Genomic DNA, 20,226 nt, shown 5'->3' on the forward strand with positions numbered 1-20,226 from the left:
CTGAGTGCTGAGTGATGAGTGCTGAGTGCTGAGTGCTGAGTGATGAGTGATGAGTGATGAGTGCTAAGTTATGAGTGTAGAGTGAATAAGCTGTTATGGAAATCTTACGTATTGTAGTAACAGGAAGCGTTGGTGCAGGAAAAACAAGTTTCATTCGTACCATTAGCGAAATTGATGTTGTTGATACCGATAAGCGCGCGACTGATGAAATGGCAGAAATCAAACCTAGCACTACTGTCGCTTTGGACTTTGGGCGCCTAACAATCAACCCCAATCAATCGCTGCACTTATATGGTACACCCGGACAAGCTCGGTTTGATTTCATGTGGGATATTTTAATCGAAAAAGCTCACGCTTATATTTTGTTAATTGACGCACACCGTCCTGAACATCTACGTTACAACCGCAAAATTCTTCACTTCTTTAAACAGCGCGCTGATATTCCTTATCTAATTGGTGTAACACATTCAGACTGTCCCGGCGCCTGGGAAGCAGAAGATATTGCCCTTAGTTTAGGGATCCTCAACTCAAGACCACCAATTGTAAATGTTAACGCAACTGAACCAGCATCAGTCCGAGAAGCTTTGATTACTCTTGTGGAACTATTAACTAATTGCTATCAACATCATTCGTAAAAGTAATTATCTACGGACTAAATGTAAAACATATCACATTCATTATTATTTCTTAAAGTATTTTTTACCTTACACAAGTTGAGTTTTGTACACTGTTAGGCATAATACTGATAGTGTATATGTCGTGATAGAAACATCGAAAAATATCAAAAAATAACTAACTAGATAAACCGCTATGGCTTTAGGCAGAATCCTGAAGCTACTCATGGGTGGATTTCAGCAAACTTCTCCTGAGTCAGCAAACGTACCTGAGTTGAAAGAAGCTGAATTAATTTCGACGGAGCAAACAGTAATACCAACACCCTCATACGAGGAATTGGCGCCTGTTTCCCAAACCGTTACACCACCTCCAACTAACGAATTACCAGTTGAATTATCAACTTCTACTAAAGGAAAAGACATGATTAACATTTCGATGCTACAGCAAGAACTGCAAAACTTTGTCACAGGCGCCTCCGATGTCCAAGGTGCAGCATTAGTAAGTCCAGACGGTCTTGCCCTAGCATCGGTGCTTCCCGGTGGAATGGATGAGGAGCGTACTGCCGCAATGTCCGCATCAATGCTGTCCCTAGGCGAACGAATTGGACGTGAACTCGCGCGCGGAAACGTTGAACGTATCGTCGTTGAAGGTGAAAAAGGTTATGGAGTGCTAATTGGTTGTGGTAGTGATGCAGTATTACTCGTACTCGCAAGTGCAGCCGTCAAACAAGGTATTTTATTTTTGGAACTCAAACGGGTGGTAGCTAAACTTGCCCCTTTGTTAGGGTAGCCCACAATAATCCCTACTCCGATGTCTGGATTGCTGAATTTGAGTAATCGTTGATAAGGCTACTAATTAGTTAACACTAGTTAACACTTTATAAAGAATTATCAGAGTTCGCATCAATACTTTACTTTTAAACTTACATTCATTTTGACTATAGGAGCTGAGTTTACGTCATGGCTTTAGACCCACATGTCTTTATGTCCACTCTTGAAAAGCGTGTTGGCTTAACAGAAGCTGATAAAGCTTTACTTAAATCTGAGGCAGAGTGGGGACTACAGTTAGCTCCAGAAATGGCCGACCACTTTTATGCTTATCTTGGACGTGACCCAGAAATGAGCGGCATACTTAATGATGGTGGTTCAGAACGAGTTCATCGTCTGCGCGAAACCTTCATTCACTGGTTTCAAGAAATGTTTACAGGTATAGATGAATGGGGTAATGCATACGCTGACCGTCGTTGGAGAATTGGTTTAATTCACGTCCGTCTGGGTATTGGACCCCAACACGTCGTTCCTGCAATGGCAACGGTAGTACACGAAGTTGGTAAACGTCTTAAAGCTGATGCGAAAGCCGAAGAACTCAAAGACGCGCTGGGACGTATTTGCATGATTGATTTAGCTTTTATTGAACAAGCTTATGTAGAAGTTTCTTCCTCGGCTGTACTTCAAGAAACTGGTTGGAGTGAAGGTTTGTTCAGACGCTTAATTGCTACTGGCGCCAAATCAATGTAAATAGTACTATTTAGTACAAAACTACCTTTCCCGTCAGCATAAGCGGGAAGGGATTATTTTATGAAAATTGTATAAAGAAGCACTAGTATTTTTTCAGAAAAAATATAAATATTTATCTATACATAAGATAAGTTTTATTAGGGTAAAATTCTGAAAAGTTAGTTATCATAGACACGCTCGGTTTACTCAAGCAGAACGTATTTACCAATTTTTGAAAGCAGCGCAATTGATTAATATCTGAAACTTATCATATGGAATAAAAATCTAACTTGCAAAAAGTCCAATTGCCTATACTTGTATAAATGAAAATCCTGCGTATTGTGGTAACTGGTGGTGTAGGTGCTGGAAAAACAACCTTCATCCGCACAATTAGCGATACCGATGTTATGGGTACTGATAAACGAGCTACCGATGAGACTGCTAACCTCAAACCAAAAACTACGGTAGCGATGGACTTTGGCACATTATTATTACCTGGCAAAGATTCATTGCACCTGTATGGTACGCCGGGACAAGCTCGATTTGAATTTATGCGGGATATTTTGATTGAGAAAGCTCAAGCTTGCGTTGTACTTGCGAATGCAACTCGTGAAGTTGATTTGCTGTACGCGCGTTCTGTCGTGAAACTTCTTGAGGGTCAGTTGCAAATTCCATATTTAGTTGGATTGACACATACTGATTTACTATCTAGTAGTTTGTTAGATGTCTCTGCGGCTTTGGGAGAGGCGCCGATAACAAACGTCAACGCGACTGATAAGACTTCAGTCAAGATGGCACTAACAAGATTACTAGAGCAATTGTAAAACGAACACCGTAATCACTTTCTTTATGTTGGATGGAGCAAAACAATGATTAATATTTCGATGCTACAAAGCGAACTGCAAAACTTTGTTAGTGGCGCATCTGATGTTCAAGGTGCAGCATTAGTAAGTCCAGATGGTCTTGCGCTCGCATCAGTACTTCCTGGTCCAATGGATGAAGAACGTACTGCTGCAATGTCCGCATCAATGTTATCGCTTGGTGAACGAATTGGACGCGAACTTTCGCGCGGAAGCGTTGAACGTATCGTAGTTGAAGGTGAGAAAGGTTACGGCGTGTTAGTTAGCTGTGGCAGCGATGCAGTATTGCTTGTGCTTGCAAGTGCGGGAGTTAAACAAGGTATCCTATTTCTGGAAATCAAGCGAATCATTAGCAAACTCGCGCCGTTAATTGGTTAAAGCCTTAATATCCAATATCCAATATCAATAAAATAATTTTACAGGAGTTTCCAATCATGTTGCGTCCTACTTTGGGAGATTTTAGCAGTATTATTTGTTTCAAGGCTGCAATTGTGGGAATGGAAGATGCTTTAGGAGATAAAGCAACCGCTATTGCTTTAACAACAGCAGGTCGCAGTCGTGGTAAACAGCTTGCAACCGAACTTGGTTTAACTGGTTCAACGATGTCGTTTGATGACATTGCTCATAAACTTGGTTATGCCTTGGGCAAAAACGGTACATGTTTATGTAATATAGAGAAAATTGTTTCTGAAGGTGACGTTATCAAAGTCTACACCAGCGAAACTCTATGTTCCGCAGGAGAACCCCAAGGCTCTGAACGCAAGTGTACATATACTCTTGGTGCTGTTTGGGGCGCCTTAGAACAAACTTTTGGCAAGCGCTTACAAGGTAAACACACCGAGTCAGTACTGCGCGGTGGCACTCATGATGTATTTGAATTTGTTCAATTCAAATAATCTATCTTGTGGAGTGGGCATCCTTGCCCGCCCCGGACCACAACACCTAAAGTACAACAGGCGCCGTTTCCCATATTTCTCCATACTGTTCGCGCAGCGCTTGCCATGCTTCAACTTGTCCAGGTTCATATTCTCCTGGTTTACCCCACTGCAAAAATAAACTTAGAGCTGACGCTTCCTTATCGTCTAAAAATCTAATTGCATAGGTTGTAAAGTTACCGCGCTTCGCTTCACCTGTTTCAAACTTTACCTGTTTGATCAAGTCCATATTTAGGTGAAACTCAAAACCTTCAGTATGCATGTTCGCATATTTACCTTTTGCTAATTCCGCATAGAATATCTTTTCGACTTTGCCGCGCGCTTCTAACACTGCGGCACTACTTGTAACAATTAAGCGTAAAGTTCCCAAGTTTTCACAAGCTTCCAAAAATTCTTTTAATGGTTTAGCCATTTTCCGACGACCTCTATATAAACCCACCATATCTAAGATACTGGGTTTCTTGCATTTAAATGAAGAAATGTAACGAAATGAATAAATCTAATTTATAGTAATTGTAATAGATATGTATTGAATCGCGCGCTGCTTAGTTATGTCCAACCAACTCACAAGCGATGCTTCTCAAAAATTACATAATCGTTACATTATTATTGAACAAATAGCTGAAAACGGAATTCGACGCGCGCTAAAAGCTCAAGATACCGAAAACGACGAGCTAGTAGTGATTAAAATTCTGTTATTTAGTGAGGAATTTCGTTGGGAAGATTTAAAATTATTTGAAAGAGAGGCAGAAACACTCAAACATCTTGAGCATCCAGCTATTCCCCGATACCTCGATTATTTTGAGCTAGATACGCCTGAGATTAAGGGGTTTGCTCTTGTACAGACTTATATTAATGCAAAATCACTTCAAGAACATGTAGAAACTGGGCGAAATTTTAAGGAACATGAAATCATTCAAGTAAGTAAGTCGCTGTTACATATTTTACACTATATACACTCACGACATCCAGCGGTTATTCATCGTGATATCAAACCTAGTAATATTTTATTGAACAATACTTCTGGGAACAGTGTTGGTGATGTATACTTGGTTGATTTTGGCGCCGTGCAAACTACAATTAAAACACATGGTACTAGAACAATAGTTGGTACTTATGGTTATATGCCACCTGAACAATTTGGAGGAAGAGCTTTTCCTGCATCAGATTTTTATAGTTTAGGGATGACACTAATTTATTTAGCAACGAGAAAACACCCTTCAGAATTAATCAATGATGATTTGATTAATTCTGATTTGAGTATTGAGTTCGATAAAATACCCAATATTAGTACCGAGCTAAAAACTTGGTTGAGTATAATGATACAGCCTAGTGTCAACCGCCGTTTTGATTCTACTACAGCAGCATTACATGCTTTAGATAATTTACCTAATTTGTCAGAAGAATATAATTTATTTTACATGAGTACTAATTTATCTAAACTCAAAAAACCACCATATAGTAAGATAAAAATTAGAGAAACTAAAGATAATCTACAGATACGATTACCAGCTAAGACAATAAGCCAAGTAATCGGTAATATATGCAGTGCCATTGTTCCAACTGCATTTTTCTTATACTTTATGAGTTTATTCTTCAGTGGTTTTGCTCAAAATATAATTGAACTTTTATTTCAAGTATCTATTTTCAAATATGGAACGATATTTATTGGTGTATCACTTGTTTTATACATAATTTCATGTATATTTGTTAATTTATTTGGGCAAACGACTTTATTAATAGATAGAAAATGCTTGGTTATTGCTACTGAGTTGTTTGGCAGTCAAGTTTTTACTGGCGCCTCACGAAAAATTATAATTAGAGAATATATTTGGAAGCTAGTAGCTAGCGCACAAAATTACAAACTATCTGATTTGAAAAACAAGGTTGGAATAATTAAAAAACCTTTCAGTATAATTATATGGGTAGGAACGACTCACTACGATTTAAATAATTATTTATATCAACCTTTAACAATGGATGAACGTGACTGGTTAGCACAAGAACTCAGTGAATTTTTAGATGTACCGTTAATTAACGAATAAAAAATTGGTGCAATAACTATGATAAGTAACTTTTTGTCACAAGAACTACTGAATAATCGTTACAAAATCCAAGAACAACTTGGAAGCAATTTAACCGTTCAGGGAGGGCGCCGAACTTTTTTGGCGCAAGATTTACAAACGAAAGCTAAAGTAGTAATTAAACTACTTATATTCAACAATAATTTTCGTTGGGATGATTTAAAATTATTTGAGCGCGAAGTTGAAACTCTCAAATCTTTATCGCATCCAGCAATTCCTAAGTACATAGAATACTTTAGCGTTGATACTCCCAGCTTAAAAGGATTTGCTTTAGTACAAACTTATATTGATGCCCGACCCCTTCAAGAATATCTAACGAGTGGAAGAACATTTAACGAGACTGAGGTCAAGCAGCTAGCAAAATCTTTACTCTCAGTATTAGACTACCTCCACTCGCATCAACCACCCGTTATTCACCGCGATATAAAACCAAGCAATATTTTATTAGTTAACTCCTCTGCCCACCATGTTGGTGATGTGTATTTAGTTGACTTTGGTTCAGTACAAACTGCAAATGCACAAGATGGAACCATGACGATTGTAGGCACTTACGGTTACATGGCGCCGGAGCAATTTACTGGTAGAGTAACGAAAGCTTCTGACTTATATAGTTTAGGAGCAACGCTTATTTATTTAGTAACAGGTATTGAGCCAGCCGACTTACCTGTAGATGACTTACAAATTCAATTCGAGGAAGTTACTTTCATTAGCTCTACATTTCGAGAATGGCTAAAGTTAATGACTCATCCCAGCCTCAACAAACGCTTTAATTCAGTACAATCTGCGAATTCAGCTTTAGAATCTGGTGAACTAACAATTAAAAAGCCACCTTTAAGTAATATTAATATTATAAAAAAAACTAAATCTATTAATATTAATATTCCTTATTTTGTCCAATCAAATAATAAATATTCGACTCAAGTATTTAAGAATTTGGAAAGAGACTATCAACAATCTTGGGGAAAAATATTTGATATTATTGTGCTTCGCAGTCTTTGGTTATGGTTAATTGCTATTATATCTTGTTTGTTTGCAGTAGTAATGTTTATTGGTTTACCAGTTATAATTCTATGGAGCTTTTTGTTTTTTTTACCAGAAGTAATCCGTTATTCACTCCCTTTCTTGATTGTTGGCGCCGTCATGCTGCGTTTAACTTCTCCAACTGTCTTTGATATCAAAAAGTTCTATCAAGCTTTAATTCCTGATAAAAATGTTAGATTAAACCATAAAAATATCAAGCGCGTACATGCCTTAAACTTAAATATTAATCAACAAAAGATAGTATTAAGTTTTAATTACACTAGTACAATGCATATCCAAGAAAATTGTATAGTTTTTATAGATTCGGTCAAAAACATTTCACAAATAACTTTTGAAAACAAGAGTTACCAGTTAGTTGAATCTGGAACTGATGATAGCGGTAATAAACAAGTAGTAGAACATGAAATACCACCCAACTTATATCTATGGGTGGCAAACAAAAGATATGGACTAAATTATAAACTTACAACACCAGAACTTTACTGGTTGGCAGAAGAACTTAGCTATTTTTTAGATATACCTATTACTTGGGAATAATAAATGACGTTTCGCTAGAGACGCGATTAATCGTGTCTCTACAAATGTAACAATTTTATTTTTCGTATTTTTCATACGCAGCAACAATCCGCTGTACTAAACTATGACGCACAACGTCTTTTTGTGTAAATTCATTAAATGCAATTCCTTCAACGCCTTTTAAAATGTGTAATGCCACAGCTAGTCCTGACTGTTGACTTGGTAATAAATCTGTCTGTGTCATGTCTCCTGTAACTACCATGCGCGAATGGAAACCCAAGCGCGTTAACACCATTTTCATCTGCGCTGGTGTAGTATTTTGAGCCTCATCGACTATTACAAAAGCATTGTTAAGCGTGCGTCCTCGCATGTAAGCAAGCGGCGCCACCTCAATTATGCCCCGTTCAATCAAACCGGGTACTTTCTCAGAGTCGATAAATTCGTTAATCGCATCATAAAGTGGACGCAGGTAAGGATTGACTTTTTGCTGCAAATCTCCAGGTAAAAAACCAAGCTTCTCACCAGCTTCCACTGCTGGACGAGTTAGAATTATTTTCTCAAATTGGTTGGCAAGTAATGCTTGTACCGCAACAACCACGGCTAAAAATGTCTTACCTGTACCAGCAGGACCACTACAAAATATTAAATCATTAGTACGTAAAGCTTGAATATACTGCCGCTGGCGAAACGTTTTAGCTCGAACATCTTCACCACGACGGGTTTTTGCCACAATATCACGCTGCAAGTCGTGCAAATCATTTTCACGGTGTGTATCAAGAGCTTGAATCGCTGCCTGTATATCTGTACTGTACACATTTTTACCATGACCCCACAACTCTTCTAGAGAATGGACTATTTGCGACGCGCGCTCAACTTGGTTTTGTGTACCAGAAATTAATAGCTCTTGTCCTCGTAGCGCAATACTTGCACCTGTTTGGCGCCCAATTAATTTAAGATTTTCTTCATAATTTCCCGCAAGTGCGAGTGCGCTTTCAATGTTGGGCAGTTGAAGAATAGAAGCACCTGCCATAAGAATTTTAATTACTCTCCATAATTTATCTAAAATAGTAGCTCTAAGAATAATCTATATTAATACAAGTAAACTACAAATAAAAACAGAGACGCAAAACCTGTGCGCCTCCACTTTCTTCGACTAGTTGATTAGTTTGATTCAGATAAAGCATACAAACAAACTAATCGAACAGATAGTAAAAGTGAAACGTGGGTTAAAAGAAATGTTAAAAGAAATATTTCTAGTTCCGCAATAAACGTCCACTTTTACGTGCGGCTTCCGCTTTGAGCTTACGGCGCAAACTGGGTTTTTCGTAACGTTCTCGGCGCCTGACCTCAGATAAAATTCCAGAAGACTGAATTTTTTTCTTAAAACGTCTTAACGCTGAATCAATTGTTTCATTTTCACCCAAACGGACTTCAGCCACTTTCTACTTTCACCTCCTTAAAGTTATCTTCCATATGAACGCGAATCAAATTTGGGAGTCATGGATTATAAACCCCCCTAAGAAGGGGTTTATGGTGCCTATGAATTAAATTGTACTAAACCTGGCGAGCGCGAGGTTTAATGAAAGGACGCTGGCCATTTGTACCACTGCTGGTGTTGGTAGTACGTCTATCTCTTGATCGAGGTAGTGGAAATCGCTCTTCGTTGTCTTCCGAATCATACATTTCATCACGACCACCAGCGCTACCAAAAATATCTAAGTAAACGGATTGTCCAATTAATTCGGCAGCGGCCGTTAGACAAGTGCGAATCGCTTGAATATTGCGTCCACCTCGTCCAAATACTTTTCCTTTATCTGCGCTTGAAAAGGCAACTCGAATCCATGCTCGATTACGATTAGTAGACACCTCGCAATCGATGCTTAAAGACTCAGGAGACTCCAAAAACGGTTCGATGAGATACCTGACTAAATCTATATAGTCAGGACTTGAATTAATAGTTAGGTTATGATGCGGGTTTTGCACTGACCTTTTCCAACACGTTAGCTTTTTCTAAGAGGTGACGCACGGTATCTGTGGGTTGGGCGCCTTGTTGCAATCGTCTTTTGATTCCGTCTTCATCTAGTTTTACTTCTTTGGTTCTGGGGTTGTAGAATCCCAGTTCTTCTAAAGGTAATCCATCGCGACGTGAGAGACTATTTATCGCGATGATACGGTAAGAAGCTTCTCGCTTTTTACCGAATCGCTTCAAGCGCAGTTTAATCATAGCTGAGATGGTGTCGTTTGCAATTAATTGATACTGAAATGCTCATTTTAGCATTGTAACGAATTTTGTGGTATTACAATTTTTGTTACATTCCCTAAAGAGTTCCAAAACCTTTCTTCTTTTTATCCTTTTTCGGTTTCTTTTTGCCACCACTGGCGCCGCTATTATACCCACGCCAACCAGGAGCTGCTGGACGGTTGCCCGCTGCATATGGGTCGCCCATACCGCCAAACATCCCTCCTCCTCCAGGCATTCCCGGAAAACGTCCTTGACCCATTTGCTGCATCATCGACCGCATTCGCTGGAAATCACTGACTAATTTACTAACATCAGGTTCTTTATACCCTGAACCACCTGCAACACGGCGCCGACGACTCGGAGAACTAGCCAATAAATCAGGGTCGCGACGTTCTTGTGGAGTCATCGAATTGATCATCGCTTCGCAACGCTTCAACTGAACTTCACCCTGTTTGAGCTGGTCATCGCTTATTTTGTTCATACCGGGAATCATTTTCATTATTCCTCCCAGCGAACCCATATTCTTCAACAAACGTACCTGTTTGAGGAAGTCGGTAAAATCAAACTTGGCACTGAGAATTTTTTCCTGCATTTTCTCAGCGTCAGCAATGTCAATTTCCTCCTGCGCTTTTTCAACGAGCGTCAATACATCGCCCATTCCCAAAATACGCGAAGCCATCCGGTCAGGATAAAATGGCTGTAGCGCTTCAACTTTTTCACCGACACCAACAAATTTGATTGGCTGACCAGAAATTTGCCGCACCGACAAAGCCGCACCGCCACGGCTATCACCATCCATTTTTGTTAAAATTGCGCCAGTTATCCCGATTTGATCGTGGAAGGTACGAGTTAAACTCGCCGCTTCTTGACCGGTCATCGCGTCAACTACCAATAAAACTTCGTCTGGCTTAATAGCTTGCTTGATGCTCGCAAGTTCTGCCATCATGTCCGAGTCGATAAACAGGCGCCCAGCAGTATCAACAATAACCGTATCAACACCTTCAACTTTGGCACGCTCAACACCAGCGCGCGCTATCTCCACCGGGTTTGCGTCGCTACCCATCTCAAAAACAGGCACATCAATTTGCTTACCCAAAGTTATCAACTGGTCAATAGCGGCTGGACGATAAACGTCAGTCGCCACCATCATACAAGTACGATTTATTTTGCGTAAATGTAGAGCCAACTTAGCTGTAGCTGTTGTTTTACCAGTACCTTGCAACCCAGCCATCAGCACTACTGTTGGAGCAGAAGAAGCTTGCGCTAAGGGAACGTTTTCTTCCCCCATCACCGCTAACAGTTCATCGTAAACAATCTTAATAAACTGCTGGTCAGGTTTGACACCTGAAATCACCTCAGCACCTTGTGCTTTAGCTTCAACTTCGTTAATGAAATCTTTGACGACAGTCAGGTTAACATCAGCTTCCAACAGCGCGCGACGCACTTCCCGCAAAGCATCTTGAATATTCGATTGAGAGATTTTATCTTGTCCCCGGAGTTTTTTCCAGGCTGATTCTAAACGGTCTGATAGTGCGTCAAACATACTAAGGAATGTTACAGATAAGGTTCGGCTTTGTTAAAATCGCATTCTGCCTCTGAAAATTTTAACTAAACTAACTACGGCAGATACAGCTCTCGCTATCTACCAGCTTAGTAGTTTTCGAGCAAGACTGTAATGCTTCCACCTCAATCTGCTATTTTACATGATGTTTTTTGGCACAAGACAACATTCCTTTACAGAATGCTTGTATGAAATTACACATTCTTCATATTTTTTGAGCATTGATAAGAAATATTAGCAAACTAAGCACTTATACTAATAAACAAACTAAAGTTAACTTTGATACTTTCGCTTTCATTCCCTATGACTGTGCTAAACCGTAATAAAATCAACTTATATAATCCAAAAGCTTGGCTAGTTATTTTGTCTTATATATTTTTATTTAGTGCTTTTGTATTATTTTTGCTACTACTAATTGATCAAAAACCACTAGTATTTACGCTTGCAGTATGTTTAAGCTTAGGCGCCGTTCCACTTTGGGGAAAACAGATGAAACAACTATTCTCCGAATCGATAGAATCTTTAGAATTAGTTGAAAATAATGATTTAAATTCTAATATAAAGTTAAAAGCTATCAGTATATCTGACTTAGACAAAGAAAATATTAGTGAAATATATCTAAGCGGCGCCAATCTGAAAGGTGCTAATCTTGCAGGTACTAATCTTGATAATTTAAATTTAAGTGGCGCTGATTTACAAGAAATAAATTTCAAAGGCGCCAGTTTAATAAAAGCAAATCTCAGTAGTATCAAGTTAATTAATGCAAATCTGAGCAATACCAATTTAGAAAGTGCTAATTTAAGTAGTGCAAACTTAAAAAATGTAAATTTAACATCAGCTAATTTGATTAATGCAAATCTGAGCGGTGCTGACTTAGCAGGTGCTAATCTCAGCAATGCCAAGCTGAATAACGCTTATTTATGGAATACTAACTTGAATGATGCTCAACTAGTAAATGTTGATTTTAGTGGCGCCTATATGAACAGTGCCAAACTCAGGACAGCCAATTTGAGCGGTGCTATTTTCAAGAATGCAAAACTCAGCGATGTAAAATTGAGAGACGCTTGTTTATTAAACACAGATTTTTCCAACGCGCAGTTAGAATATGCGTCTTTAGAGAATGCTAATCTTTATCAAGCAAACCTAGAAGGTACAAACCTGAAAGGTGCCAATATAAAAAATGCTAGGTTTGGATTGAATCAAGGAATTTCAGAAGAAATGAAACTTGATCTAAAACAACGTGGAGCAATTTTTGCAACGGATACAACGGATGGTTGATTTTAAATGATTAAATAGTAAGTAGGGCTATGCCTCACATACAAATGTACGTTGTATAGAACACCCCAAATTGAATGACACGGACTACTATTGGTTCATGTCATTAATTCTGGGGTGTAGAGACGCGAAATTTTGGGGTGTAGGGTGCGTCAAAGCTATTACAATCTTCAACAAAACGAAAAATCATGTGCTTTGACGCACCATCGCTCATGTCGGTGCGTGATGCCACAAGTCTCTTCATATTGAGTGGAATTTTTTCGTAGCGTCACACACCCTACCATATCATCACGTCAGGCACCAACGCCCCGAAATTAATGACACGGACTACTAGAAGCAAGATAAGTGTAAAAATATATCTATGTAGAGACGCGATTAATCGCGTCTCTACAACGTGCGATTTTACAAATGACTCGCGTACTCTACTTCGTGTGCAGCAGTTGGTAATGCTTTTGTTAAAACGTCGGCGCCTGTATCTGTAACTAATACATCATCTTCGATGCGGATTCCTCGGACATCAGCGAATTGTTCTAGACGTTCCCAGTTGATTAAATATTGGTATTGTTCGCGCGCAGAATTTAAGATTGCCGGAACTTGGTAAAATCCTGGTTCGATAGTTACTAACATTCCCGGACGTAAAGGACGACTTAATCTGAGATATCCTAAACCAAACCGTGCGCTTCGTTCTCTACCTTCTTCATATCCCGCTAAATCTCCCAGGTCTTCCATGTCATGTACATCTAACCCAAGTAAATGACCTATACCGTGAGGGAAAAACAATGCATGAACATCTTTTTCGACTAAATCTTCAGGTTTACCCTGTAAAATTCCTAAATCTACCAACCCTTCTGCAATTGTTTTACAAGCTAACAGGTGAATATCGGCGTATTCTATACCTGGACGTATAGCAGCAATACAAGCATCGTGTGCTGCTAACACTAGATTATAAATATCGAGTTGGGTTGATGAAAATTTTCCAGACACAGGAAAAGTACGAGTGATATCAGCTGCCCACCCCGAGCGAGTTTCGGCGCCAACGTCAGCTAACAATAAATCACCTGCTTGAATGGTGTGATGATATTCTTCGTTATGTAAAACTTCACCATACACAGTAACGATACTGTTATAAGAAGTTTGGCAGTTATGGGCAATAATAACACCTTCCATCGCCGCCCGAACTTCAGCTTCAGTTTTCGCATTTTTTACTGCTGCCATTCCTGCTTGATGTGCCTTAACACTAACGGCAGCAGCAGAACGCAATTCGACTAAGGCGCCTTCATCATGAGTTAAGCGTAGTTTAACAACAGCTTTCGCTAATTCTAAATCGATACCTTGCGGTGGCAGTTGCGGTAAAACCATCCGGTCGAATATTTGTGTTTGAGCAGTCCATGTAGCTGCATCTTGAACCGCAATTGTTGCTGCACCCTCAACTCGCGAAGCTAATTCTGCCATTGGGTATGCAGCATCTGCACCAATTTGAACTGCAATTTCATCGCGCGATGGTGTTACACCATGCCAAAGTGCGCTGCTTGGTTTTGGGTCATCAACAAAAAGTACCAGTTTTCCTGCTTCAATGCGAATTGTGGCATTAGGTAAAGACAACCCAGCAAAGTATAGAAAGTGACTACTCGCACGAAAAGGATAAACATTAGCAGGAAAATTACGAGGACTGCTGTTTCCTGACCAAAGTACTGCTGGAAAATCAATTAGACTTGCAAGACGTTGGCGCCGACCGCGTAAGGTATCAATAAAAGATGAGGTCATAAAGGTATTTATTTAAATTATAAGAAAAATAAATCAGTCTCTGTCCTCTTTGCTACTGTCTTTCTCATCATCTTTATCATCGTCTTTATCTTGATTAGTGGCATTATTGGCTTGATTTGGCTGTTTGTTAGATTGATTCAATGATTGAGGTTTTTGTGGTTGTGTGGGTACTTCCGGTTTTTGAGTTTCAGGATTAGTACAACTGCTAAGTATGGTCGAAGTAATTGTAAACGCGAGTGCTGCTCCTAGTTTCCCTAATAAAACCGTTATCTTCACATTTTTGTGCAACATCAGAATTTCTCCACGCTCATAAATAAAAACTTATTTTCCTAGGGTACATTGCATTTTAATAATCGACCTTATTTGTGAGCGTGAATATAATCGACAAAATAAAATTTAGGTTCCAACCATAATTTTAACCCTGCGTAGAGTACTAAACCCAAAAGTGCTAAAATTATCAGCCCAATACCTAAAATCTGTCTTTGAGCATCTGGAAGCACTGCAACGATTGATACCGAAACAGCAAAGTACGCTAAAAGAAAAATTTGTAAACGCTGGATATTTTTCAAGGCGCCTCTGCAACTACTACAAATTTGAGTATGTTGCGTATAACGGTTAAGTACTTCTTGACGGTTAATATTAATACTCGTATTTTCCAATGGCTTGATTCCAACTTTTTCCCAAGGTAATGTACCTTGACAATACTTATCAAACCAATTACGAAATTCTATTACTAAGCGGTCAGCGCTTGTTGGCATCTTGTAGATATATTTCCAACTTTGAGAATTCTGGTTTAATAAATACTCTTGAGTTTGTAAAAGTACCATATCACCATCCAGAATTTGGTTGCGCTCCATAATATGATCCCACCAACGAGGTGTAAGGTTATGGAGTGTTTTGGCAAAATTACGCACGAATAAAGCGACAATCCGTGACTTACCAGGACTAACTGGAATACAGTAAGTTACCAAGCCTAATTGTTTTCCTGTACCAAAAGAAATTGTATATTCTAATCGACAAGGTGCCTCAAATGTAATTGTACTTTTGAAACCTCTTTCAATTGTCGCTTCAATTAAATCTATTGTACTAGTAGTAATTTTTAATGGTATAGGAACAGCTTTGTTGCGGTTTCCCTGAACTCCATGATGTGCAAAAGGTACATGACTTGGATCTGCAACGTTTTCGATTAAGGTTTGCCAGTCATATTCCAAATCGCGTACAATAGACTTCCACACATAACCTTTGTTTGTGTCGGCATAAGGCGATAAAGGTAAAGGTGTTTTCTCTGCTAATTCTTTAGAGTTAGCATCAAGCCACACCCACAGTAAATCGGTTGCTTGACGAACTGGTAAACATACTACACAAAAATTGTCTTTATTTTTACTGACTATCTCAGTATTTTCTGCTTGAGGAATATTAGTGCAAATGCCTTTTTGATCAAATTGCCAACCGTGGTAACTGCACATCAAATTACCCGTTTTATCATCAATTCTACCTTCACTTAATGGCGCCAGACGGTGAGGACATTGGTCTAAAAAGACTTGGTATGTATCAGATGATTTGGGCTTCCAAATTACAAGTCTAATACCTAGAATAGTTACAGGAGTAGGAAACTTAGGGTCTAAGTCTTCGATTGGAGTTAAGGGATACCAGTGTTGAAAAAAGTTAAATTCTGATGACATTACTTTTCAAGCTTATTCTTTCAAGGTAGTTTATATTTAGAAACCAGGTTTCTTTAATTTATATTAACTTCTCTAATCAAATCGTTTCTTTTTATCCGAATCATCAAAATTATCAAATTACAATCTGCGATTTAATTGCCACAATAGTAAAAAGAGAGTTTATTTGAGATTTTATAATGGCTGTGCGTAAACAAACCGGGATGAGCCGTATCTTATCCTGCGATTGGTCAGTTGAAGAATTACCTGGCTTAAGCGAACAAGATAAATTACAACTACAAAACTGTGAAATATATAGTACTAAACAACTATTTAAACATGGTAAAACACTTCAAACACGAACTGAGTTAGCAAATAAATTGCAGGTACATCTAACTTATGTTAATAAATGGGTGGCTTTGGCAGACTTAGCGCGCGTGCCAAGTGTTGGAACACAATACTGCGGGTTATTGCTTCATGCGGGTGTAATTTCAGTAGTTCAATTAGCGCAAATACCAACACATCGTCTTCATCAACAAATATTAAAGTTGCAGGTAGCGACCATGCAGCGACGTGACTTATGTCCTACTGTTGATGTTGTACAGCAGTGGATTCAACAAGCGCAAGGAGTACAAAGTGCTGAGTGCTGAGTGCTGTGCTACGAGTAAATATCTTAACTTCGCACTCATAACTCACAACTCATAACTTATAACTCCAAAACTCAGCACTCAGCACTCAGCACTCTATTTTGCTAATACTCCATTAAGGAATATCTCGGCAAGTCCTTCTGCCATTGATTGCATTTCTTGGGGTGAAGCGTCTGGTGATGCGATTGTTTCGTTTGAAAAACCTGCTACAGCAAACATTCCTAAAAACACTTTCGCGACTAAATTGGCATCCATCTTGCGATAGATACCTTTATCCATTGCTTCTTGAAAAAACGCCTCGGCAACACCAGTCATTTTTTCAATGACTTCTTGTTGGATTCTTTCGCGCAAGTCGGGGTGAAATTGTGCCTCCATAAAGCAAACCCTCATCATATCAGCGTTTTTACGCATGTTCCACATTCGACGCTTCATAACTTGAGCGACAGCTTTGTAACTGGCCATTTCGCTTAACTCTGTGAGTAAATCAGTTAGAATTTCTACCCATCCTTGGGTTGCAACTTCGACTAGAATAGCTTTTTTATTAGAAAAATGACGAAATAAGGTTCCCTCTGCCACACCTGCTGCCTGTGCTAAGTCGCGGGTTGTGGTACCGTCAAAACCTTGGGCAGCAAACAAGCGTTGCGCTGCTTCTAAAATGCGATTACGAGTTTGTGCTTCAGATGGTGGGGGAGAATTGAACACGCGCATAACAGTTATCGTAATATTTTCGGAACTGGGTGTGTAGCATTATTGTCTATGCTAAAAAGCCGAAGCCTGAAAAGCTTAATACAAGATTAATGCTTAATAAATGTACGTAATCTGTTTTTCTATAAGCAGGGTTTGCTTTTTGGTAAGTAATGGTGCTTTAATGCCCATACCTTGTCAAAATAAAGAAAACCAATTTCTGTTCTGTACAAATTACTTTCAACTATGGACCGAATTAAAGACTTTTGGCTATATATGAGTTTTCAGAACGCGCGGTTTATAGACGCGATACCCGCAAGGATAAACCAAATATTGAAGCAAATACAACAGTTACTGTTAATTTTTGTAACCGTTACATTTTTGTCATGGGGATTTTTACCCGAAATTGCGTTTGCCAAAACTATTGCCCCATCCCAACCTCAACAAGCTTCTATTCAGCCATATTTAGATAGGGTGGTCAAAAACCTGACTGAGTTTCGTCTCAATAATGGTATGAAGTTTATTGTCTTGGAACGTCACCAGGCGCCTGTAGTTTCGTTTCTAACGTATGCTGATGTGGGTGGTGTTGATGAACCCAATGGTCAAACTGGTGTCGCGCACTTTTTGGAACACTTGGCATTTAAAGGCACAACTCGTATCGGTACAAATAACTATAAAGCTGAAAAACCGCTACTTGATAAATTAGAACAGTTAGACGAAAAAATCCGCGCGGCAAAAGCTGCTAAAAAAACGGATGAAGTTGCAAAACTACAAACACAGTTCAACCAAATAGAGTCACAAGCTGTTAAACTCGTTAAGCAAAACGAACTCGGACAAATAGTTGAACAAGCAGGTGGGGTTGGTTTAAATGCGAATACCTCTACCGAAGCAACTCGCTATTTATACAGTTTTCCTGCAAATAAGTTGGAACTGTGGATGTCGTTAGAGTCGGAAAGGTTTTTGGAACCAGTACTCGAACGGGAATTTTTTAAGGAAAAACAAGTCATTTTAGAAGAACGTCGTTTGCGAGTAGAAAATTCACCTATCGGGTTGATGATAGAGAAATTTATTGACGCAGCGTACAAAGTTCATCCTTATCGGCGCCCAGTAATTGGTTATGATGAAGATATTCGCAATTTAACACCTGCTAATATCAGAGATTTCTTCGCAACATATTACGTGCCTAATAATTTGACGATAGCTGTGGTTGGTGATGTTGACCCAGCACAGGTAAAACAATTTGCTTTAAATTACTTTGGACGCTACAAGTCGAGACCCAAACCAAAATCACAAATTGCTGTTGAACCACAACAAACTCAAACGCGCGAAGTTACTGTAAATTTACCTTCACAACCTTGGTATTTGGAAGGTTATCATCGTCCAGCTATTACCCATCCTGATGAAGCAGTGTATAACATTATTGGCAGGTTGTTAAGTGATGGTCGTACTTCCAGACTGTATAAATCTTTGGTAGAAGAAAAAAGATTAGCGCTAGCTGCACAGGGTTTTAGTGGTTTTCCAGGTGATAAATACCCAAATTTAATGTTATTTTACGCACTAACTGCTCCTGGTCGTTCCGTGGATGAGGTTGCGACTTCATTGAGAGCAGAAATTGAACGTTTGAAAACTCAACCTGTCACCGAAGCTGAGTTGAAGCGGTTGAAAACTCAAGCGCGCGCTGAGTTGATCGAAGCACTTGACTCTAATATGGGTATGGCACAGCAGTTGTTGGAATATGAAGTCAAAACTGGTTCGTGGCGAAATTTGTTTAAGCAACTGGGACAGTTGGAAGCTGTAACTGCTAAAGATGTACAACGTGTTGCTCAAGTTACTTTTACACCCCAGAACCGCACTATTGGTAAGTTGTTACCAAAAAGTTAGTAGGAAAAAAACGAACTGTATAGTATAGCTTAGGGTTTCAACCCTAGGATAGCAAAGGACGCAAAGGAAGATGAGGTTGAAGAAGAGTTTCGTTTATACGTTGGTTTTGACTTTTTGTTTTTTACTTTTGACTTTTAATTATTCTTGGGCGGCAGCTAGTGGGGAGGCGAAGCATTATACTGATTTACAATTGCCGCCATTACCAGAGGTGAAGTTACCGAAGTATGAACGGTATGTTTTGAGTAATGGTATGGTCGTTTATTTGATGGAAGACCATGAGTTACCTTTGGTGAATGGTACTGCGGCAATTAGAACGGGAGATAGGTTTGAACCTGCTGATAAAGTGGGGTTAGCTCAGTTTGTTGGTACAGTGATGCGAACTGGGGGTACTAAAGAACATACTCCTGACCAGCTTAATGAACTTTTGGAAGCGCGCGCTGCCTCGGTGGAAACGAGTATTGGTGAGAGCATGGGTACTGCTCGTTTCCAAAGTTTGAGTGAAGATGTGGAGTCTGTGTTTGGGTTGTATGCTGAGGTATTAAGAACTCCTGCTTTTGCGACTGAGAAGTTAGAGCTAGCGAAGACTCAAGAAAGCGGTAGTATTTCTCGTCGTAATGATAGTCCAGATGGAATTGCCCAACGCGAATTTAAGAAGTTAGTTTACGGCAAAACTAGTCCTTACGCGCGTATTACTGAGTTTACAACGCTATCTAATATTAATCGTGATGATTTAGTCAAGTTTTATAACTCTTACTTTTATCCCAATAATCTGATTTTGGGAATAGCTGGGGACTTCGATACGCAAAAAATGAAATCGCTTATCCAAGCTAAATTTGGCGATTGGAAACCTAGCTCAACACCTATTAAACCTCAATTACCTCAAGTTAATCAAGCAAGTGGCGGTGGTGTGTACTTTGTTAACCAACCGCAGTTAACACAAAGTAATGTTTTGATTGGGCATTTAGGT

The 20,226-nt window shown here is 39.2% G+C and carries 21 protein-coding genes and 1 pseudogene; 12 read left to right on the forward strand and 10 right to left on the reverse strand.

Translation table 11 applies throughout. From position 1 onward, the window contains the following. The first annotated feature begins 95 nt into the window (after window positions 1-95). From AC2JBO_RS30410 to AC2JBO_RS30435, 6 genes and pseudogenes are all read left to right on the forward strand, one after another. The gene (locus AC2JBO_RS30410; RefSeq protein ID WP_496957365.1) at window positions 96-635 is read left to right on the forward strand and encodes a GTP-binding protein; all 540 of its coding nucleotides are present in this window, start codon (window positions 96-98) and stop codon (window positions 633-635) included. A 175-nt stretch (window positions 636-810) separates the two neighbouring features. Next, window positions 811-1,404 (forward strand): roadblock/LC7 domain-containing protein, encoded by a 594-nt coding sequence (locus AC2JBO_RS30415; protein ID WP_496957366.1) that lies wholly within the window; start codon window positions 811-813, stop codon window positions 1,402-1,404. A gap of 170 nt (window positions 1,405-1,574) precedes the next feature. Next, on the forward strand, window positions 1,575-2,132 hold the full coding sequence (locus tag AC2JBO_RS30420) for a protoglobin domain-containing protein (protein WP_496957367.1): 558 nt from the start codon (window positions 1,575-1,577) through the stop codon (window positions 2,130-2,132). 302 nt (window positions 2,133-2,434) lie between these two features. After that, window positions 2,435-2,935 (forward strand): GTP-binding protein, encoded by a 501-nt coding sequence (locus tag AC2JBO_RS30425; RefSeq protein ID WP_496957368.1) that lies wholly within the window; start codon window positions 2,435-2,437, stop codon window positions 2,933-2,935. A gap of 39 nt (window positions 2,936-2,974) precedes the next feature. Further along, window positions 2,975-3,349: pseudogene (locus AC2JBO_RS30430) on the forward strand (roadblock/LC7 domain-containing protein); the annotation flags it as partial. A 56-nt stretch (window positions 3,350-3,405) separates the two neighbouring features. Then, the gene (locus AC2JBO_RS30435) at window positions 3,406-3,867 is read left to right on the forward strand and encodes a hydrocarbon-binding protein (protein WP_496957369.1); all 462 of its coding nucleotides are present in this window, start codon (window positions 3,406-3,408) and stop codon (window positions 3,865-3,867) included. Window positions 3,868-3,913: 46 nt separating this feature from the next. Here AC2JBO_RS30435 and AC2JBO_RS30440 read toward each other — a convergent pair whose 3' ends face one another. After that, a complete protein-coding gene (locus tag AC2JBO_RS30440; protein WP_496957370.1) occupies window positions 3,914-4,318 on the reverse strand; it encodes a ChuX/HutX family heme-like substrate-binding protein in 405 nt (134 codons plus the stop codon). A gap of 139 nt (window positions 4,319-4,457) precedes the next feature. Here AC2JBO_RS30440 and AC2JBO_RS30445 point away from each other — a divergent pair, with 139 nt between their 5' ends. Both AC2JBO_RS30445 and AC2JBO_RS30450 read left to right on the forward strand, forming a co-directional pair. Then, window positions 4,458-5,951: a serine/threonine protein kinase gene (locus AC2JBO_RS30445; protein ID WP_496957371.1), complete on the forward strand. Its 1,494-nt coding sequence runs from the start codon at window positions 4,458-4,460 to the stop codon at window positions 5,949-5,951. An 18-nt stretch (window positions 5,952-5,969) separates the two neighbouring features. Further along, on the forward strand, window positions 5,970-7,568 hold the full coding sequence (locus AC2JBO_RS30450; protein ID WP_496957372.1) for a serine/threonine protein kinase: 1,599 nt from the start codon (window positions 5,970-5,972) through the stop codon (window positions 7,566-7,568). Window positions 7,569-7,623: 55 nt separating this feature from the next. Here the strand turns inward: AC2JBO_RS30450 and AC2JBO_RS30455 are convergent, their stop codons facing one another. The 5 genes from AC2JBO_RS30455 to ffh all read right to left on the reverse strand — a co-directional run bounded on the left by AC2JBO_RS30455 (window position 7,624) and on the right by ffh (window position 11,332). Further along, complete coding sequence (locus AC2JBO_RS30455; RefSeq protein WP_496957373.1) at window positions 7,624-8,577, reverse strand: PhoH family protein; 954 nt, start codon at window positions 8,575-8,577, stop codon at window positions 7,624-7,626. Window positions 8,578-8,800: 223 nt separating this feature from the next. Next, window positions 8,801-8,986 carry a 30S ribosomal protein S21 gene (gene rpsU / locus AC2JBO_RS30460; protein WP_496957374.1) on the reverse strand — a complete coding sequence of 62 codons (186 nt, stop codon included), beginning with the start codon at window positions 8,984-8,986 and terminating at the stop codon, window positions 8,801-8,803. Window positions 8,987-9,101: 115 nt separating this feature from the next. Further along, window positions 9,102-9,530: a KH domain-containing protein gene (locus tag AC2JBO_RS30465; RefSeq protein WP_496957375.1), complete on the reverse strand. Its 429-nt coding sequence runs from the start codon at window positions 9,528-9,530 to the stop codon at window positions 9,102-9,104. After that, the gene (gene rpsP, locus AC2JBO_RS30470) at window positions 9,511-9,771 is read right to left on the reverse strand and encodes a 30S ribosomal protein S16 (RefSeq protein ID WP_496957376.1); all 261 of its coding nucleotides are present in this window, start codon (window positions 9,769-9,771) and stop codon (window positions 9,511-9,513) included. Before rpsP ends, AC2JBO_RS30465 begins: the two co-directional genes overlap by 20 nt. Window positions 9,772-9,865: 94 nt before the next feature. Next, the gene (gene ffh, locus AC2JBO_RS30475) at window positions 9,866-11,332 is read right to left on the reverse strand and encodes a signal recognition particle protein (RefSeq protein WP_496957377.1); all 1,467 of its coding nucleotides are present in this window, start codon (window positions 11,330-11,332) and stop codon (window positions 9,866-9,868) included. 321 nt (window positions 11,333-11,653) lie between these two features. Between ffh and AC2JBO_RS30480 the strand changes: the two genes are divergently transcribed. Then, the gene (locus AC2JBO_RS30480) at window positions 11,654-12,628 is read left to right on the forward strand and encodes a pentapeptide repeat-containing protein (protein WP_496957378.1); all 975 of its coding nucleotides are present in this window, start codon (window positions 11,654-11,656) and stop codon (window positions 12,626-12,628) included. A gap of 399 nt (window positions 12,629-13,027) precedes the next feature. Here AC2JBO_RS30480 and AC2JBO_RS30485 read toward each other — a convergent pair whose 3' ends face one another. From AC2JBO_RS30485 to AC2JBO_RS30495, 3 genes are all read right to left on the reverse strand, one after another. Further along, window positions 13,028-14,389 carry an aminopeptidase P family protein gene (locus AC2JBO_RS30485; protein ID WP_496957379.1) on the reverse strand — a complete coding sequence of 454 codons (1,362 nt, stop codon included), beginning with the start codon at window positions 14,387-14,389 and terminating at the stop codon, window positions 13,028-13,030. A 33-nt stretch (window positions 14,390-14,422) separates the two neighbouring features. Next, on the reverse strand, window positions 14,423-14,680 hold the full coding sequence (locus AC2JBO_RS30490; RefSeq protein WP_496957380.1) for a hypothetical protein: 258 nt from the start codon (window positions 14,678-14,680) through the stop codon (window positions 14,423-14,425). Window positions 14,681-14,748: 68 nt separating this feature from the next. Continuing rightward, window positions 14,749-16,071, reverse strand: coding sequence for an aromatic ring-hydroxylating dioxygenase subunit alpha (locus AC2JBO_RS30495; RefSeq protein WP_496957381.1), 1,323 nt, complete (start codon window positions 16,069-16,071; stop codon window positions 14,749-14,751). A gap of 176 nt (window positions 16,072-16,247) precedes the next feature. Here AC2JBO_RS30495 and AC2JBO_RS30500 point away from each other — a divergent pair, with 176 nt between their 5' ends. Continuing rightward, window positions 16,248-16,697, forward strand: coding sequence for a DUF4332 domain-containing protein (locus AC2JBO_RS30500; protein WP_496957382.1), 450 nt, complete (start codon window positions 16,248-16,250; stop codon window positions 16,695-16,697). 93 nt (window positions 16,698-16,790) lie between these two features. Here the strand turns inward: AC2JBO_RS30500 and AC2JBO_RS30505 are convergent, their stop codons facing one another. Beyond that, complete coding sequence (locus AC2JBO_RS30505) at window positions 16,791-17,402, reverse strand: TetR/AcrR family transcriptional regulator (protein ID WP_496957383.1); 612 nt, start codon at window positions 17,400-17,402, stop codon at window positions 16,791-16,793. 222 nt (window positions 17,403-17,624) lie between these two features. Here AC2JBO_RS30505 and AC2JBO_RS30510 point away from each other — a divergent pair, with 222 nt between their 5' ends. Both AC2JBO_RS30510 and AC2JBO_RS30515 read left to right on the forward strand, forming a co-directional pair. Then, window positions 17,625-19,259 (forward strand): M16 family metallopeptidase, encoded by a 1,635-nt coding sequence (locus tag AC2JBO_RS30510; protein ID WP_496957384.1) that lies wholly within the window; start codon window positions 17,625-17,627, stop codon window positions 19,257-19,259. Between the two features lie 70 nt (window positions 19,260-19,329). Beyond that, the coding region (locus tag AC2JBO_RS30515; protein ID WP_496957385.1) for a M16 family metallopeptidase at window positions 19,330-20,226 on the forward strand (897 nt) is incomplete at its 3' end.

The organism is Calothrix sp. CBUCES-K 9914 (genome assembly GCF_059640475.1).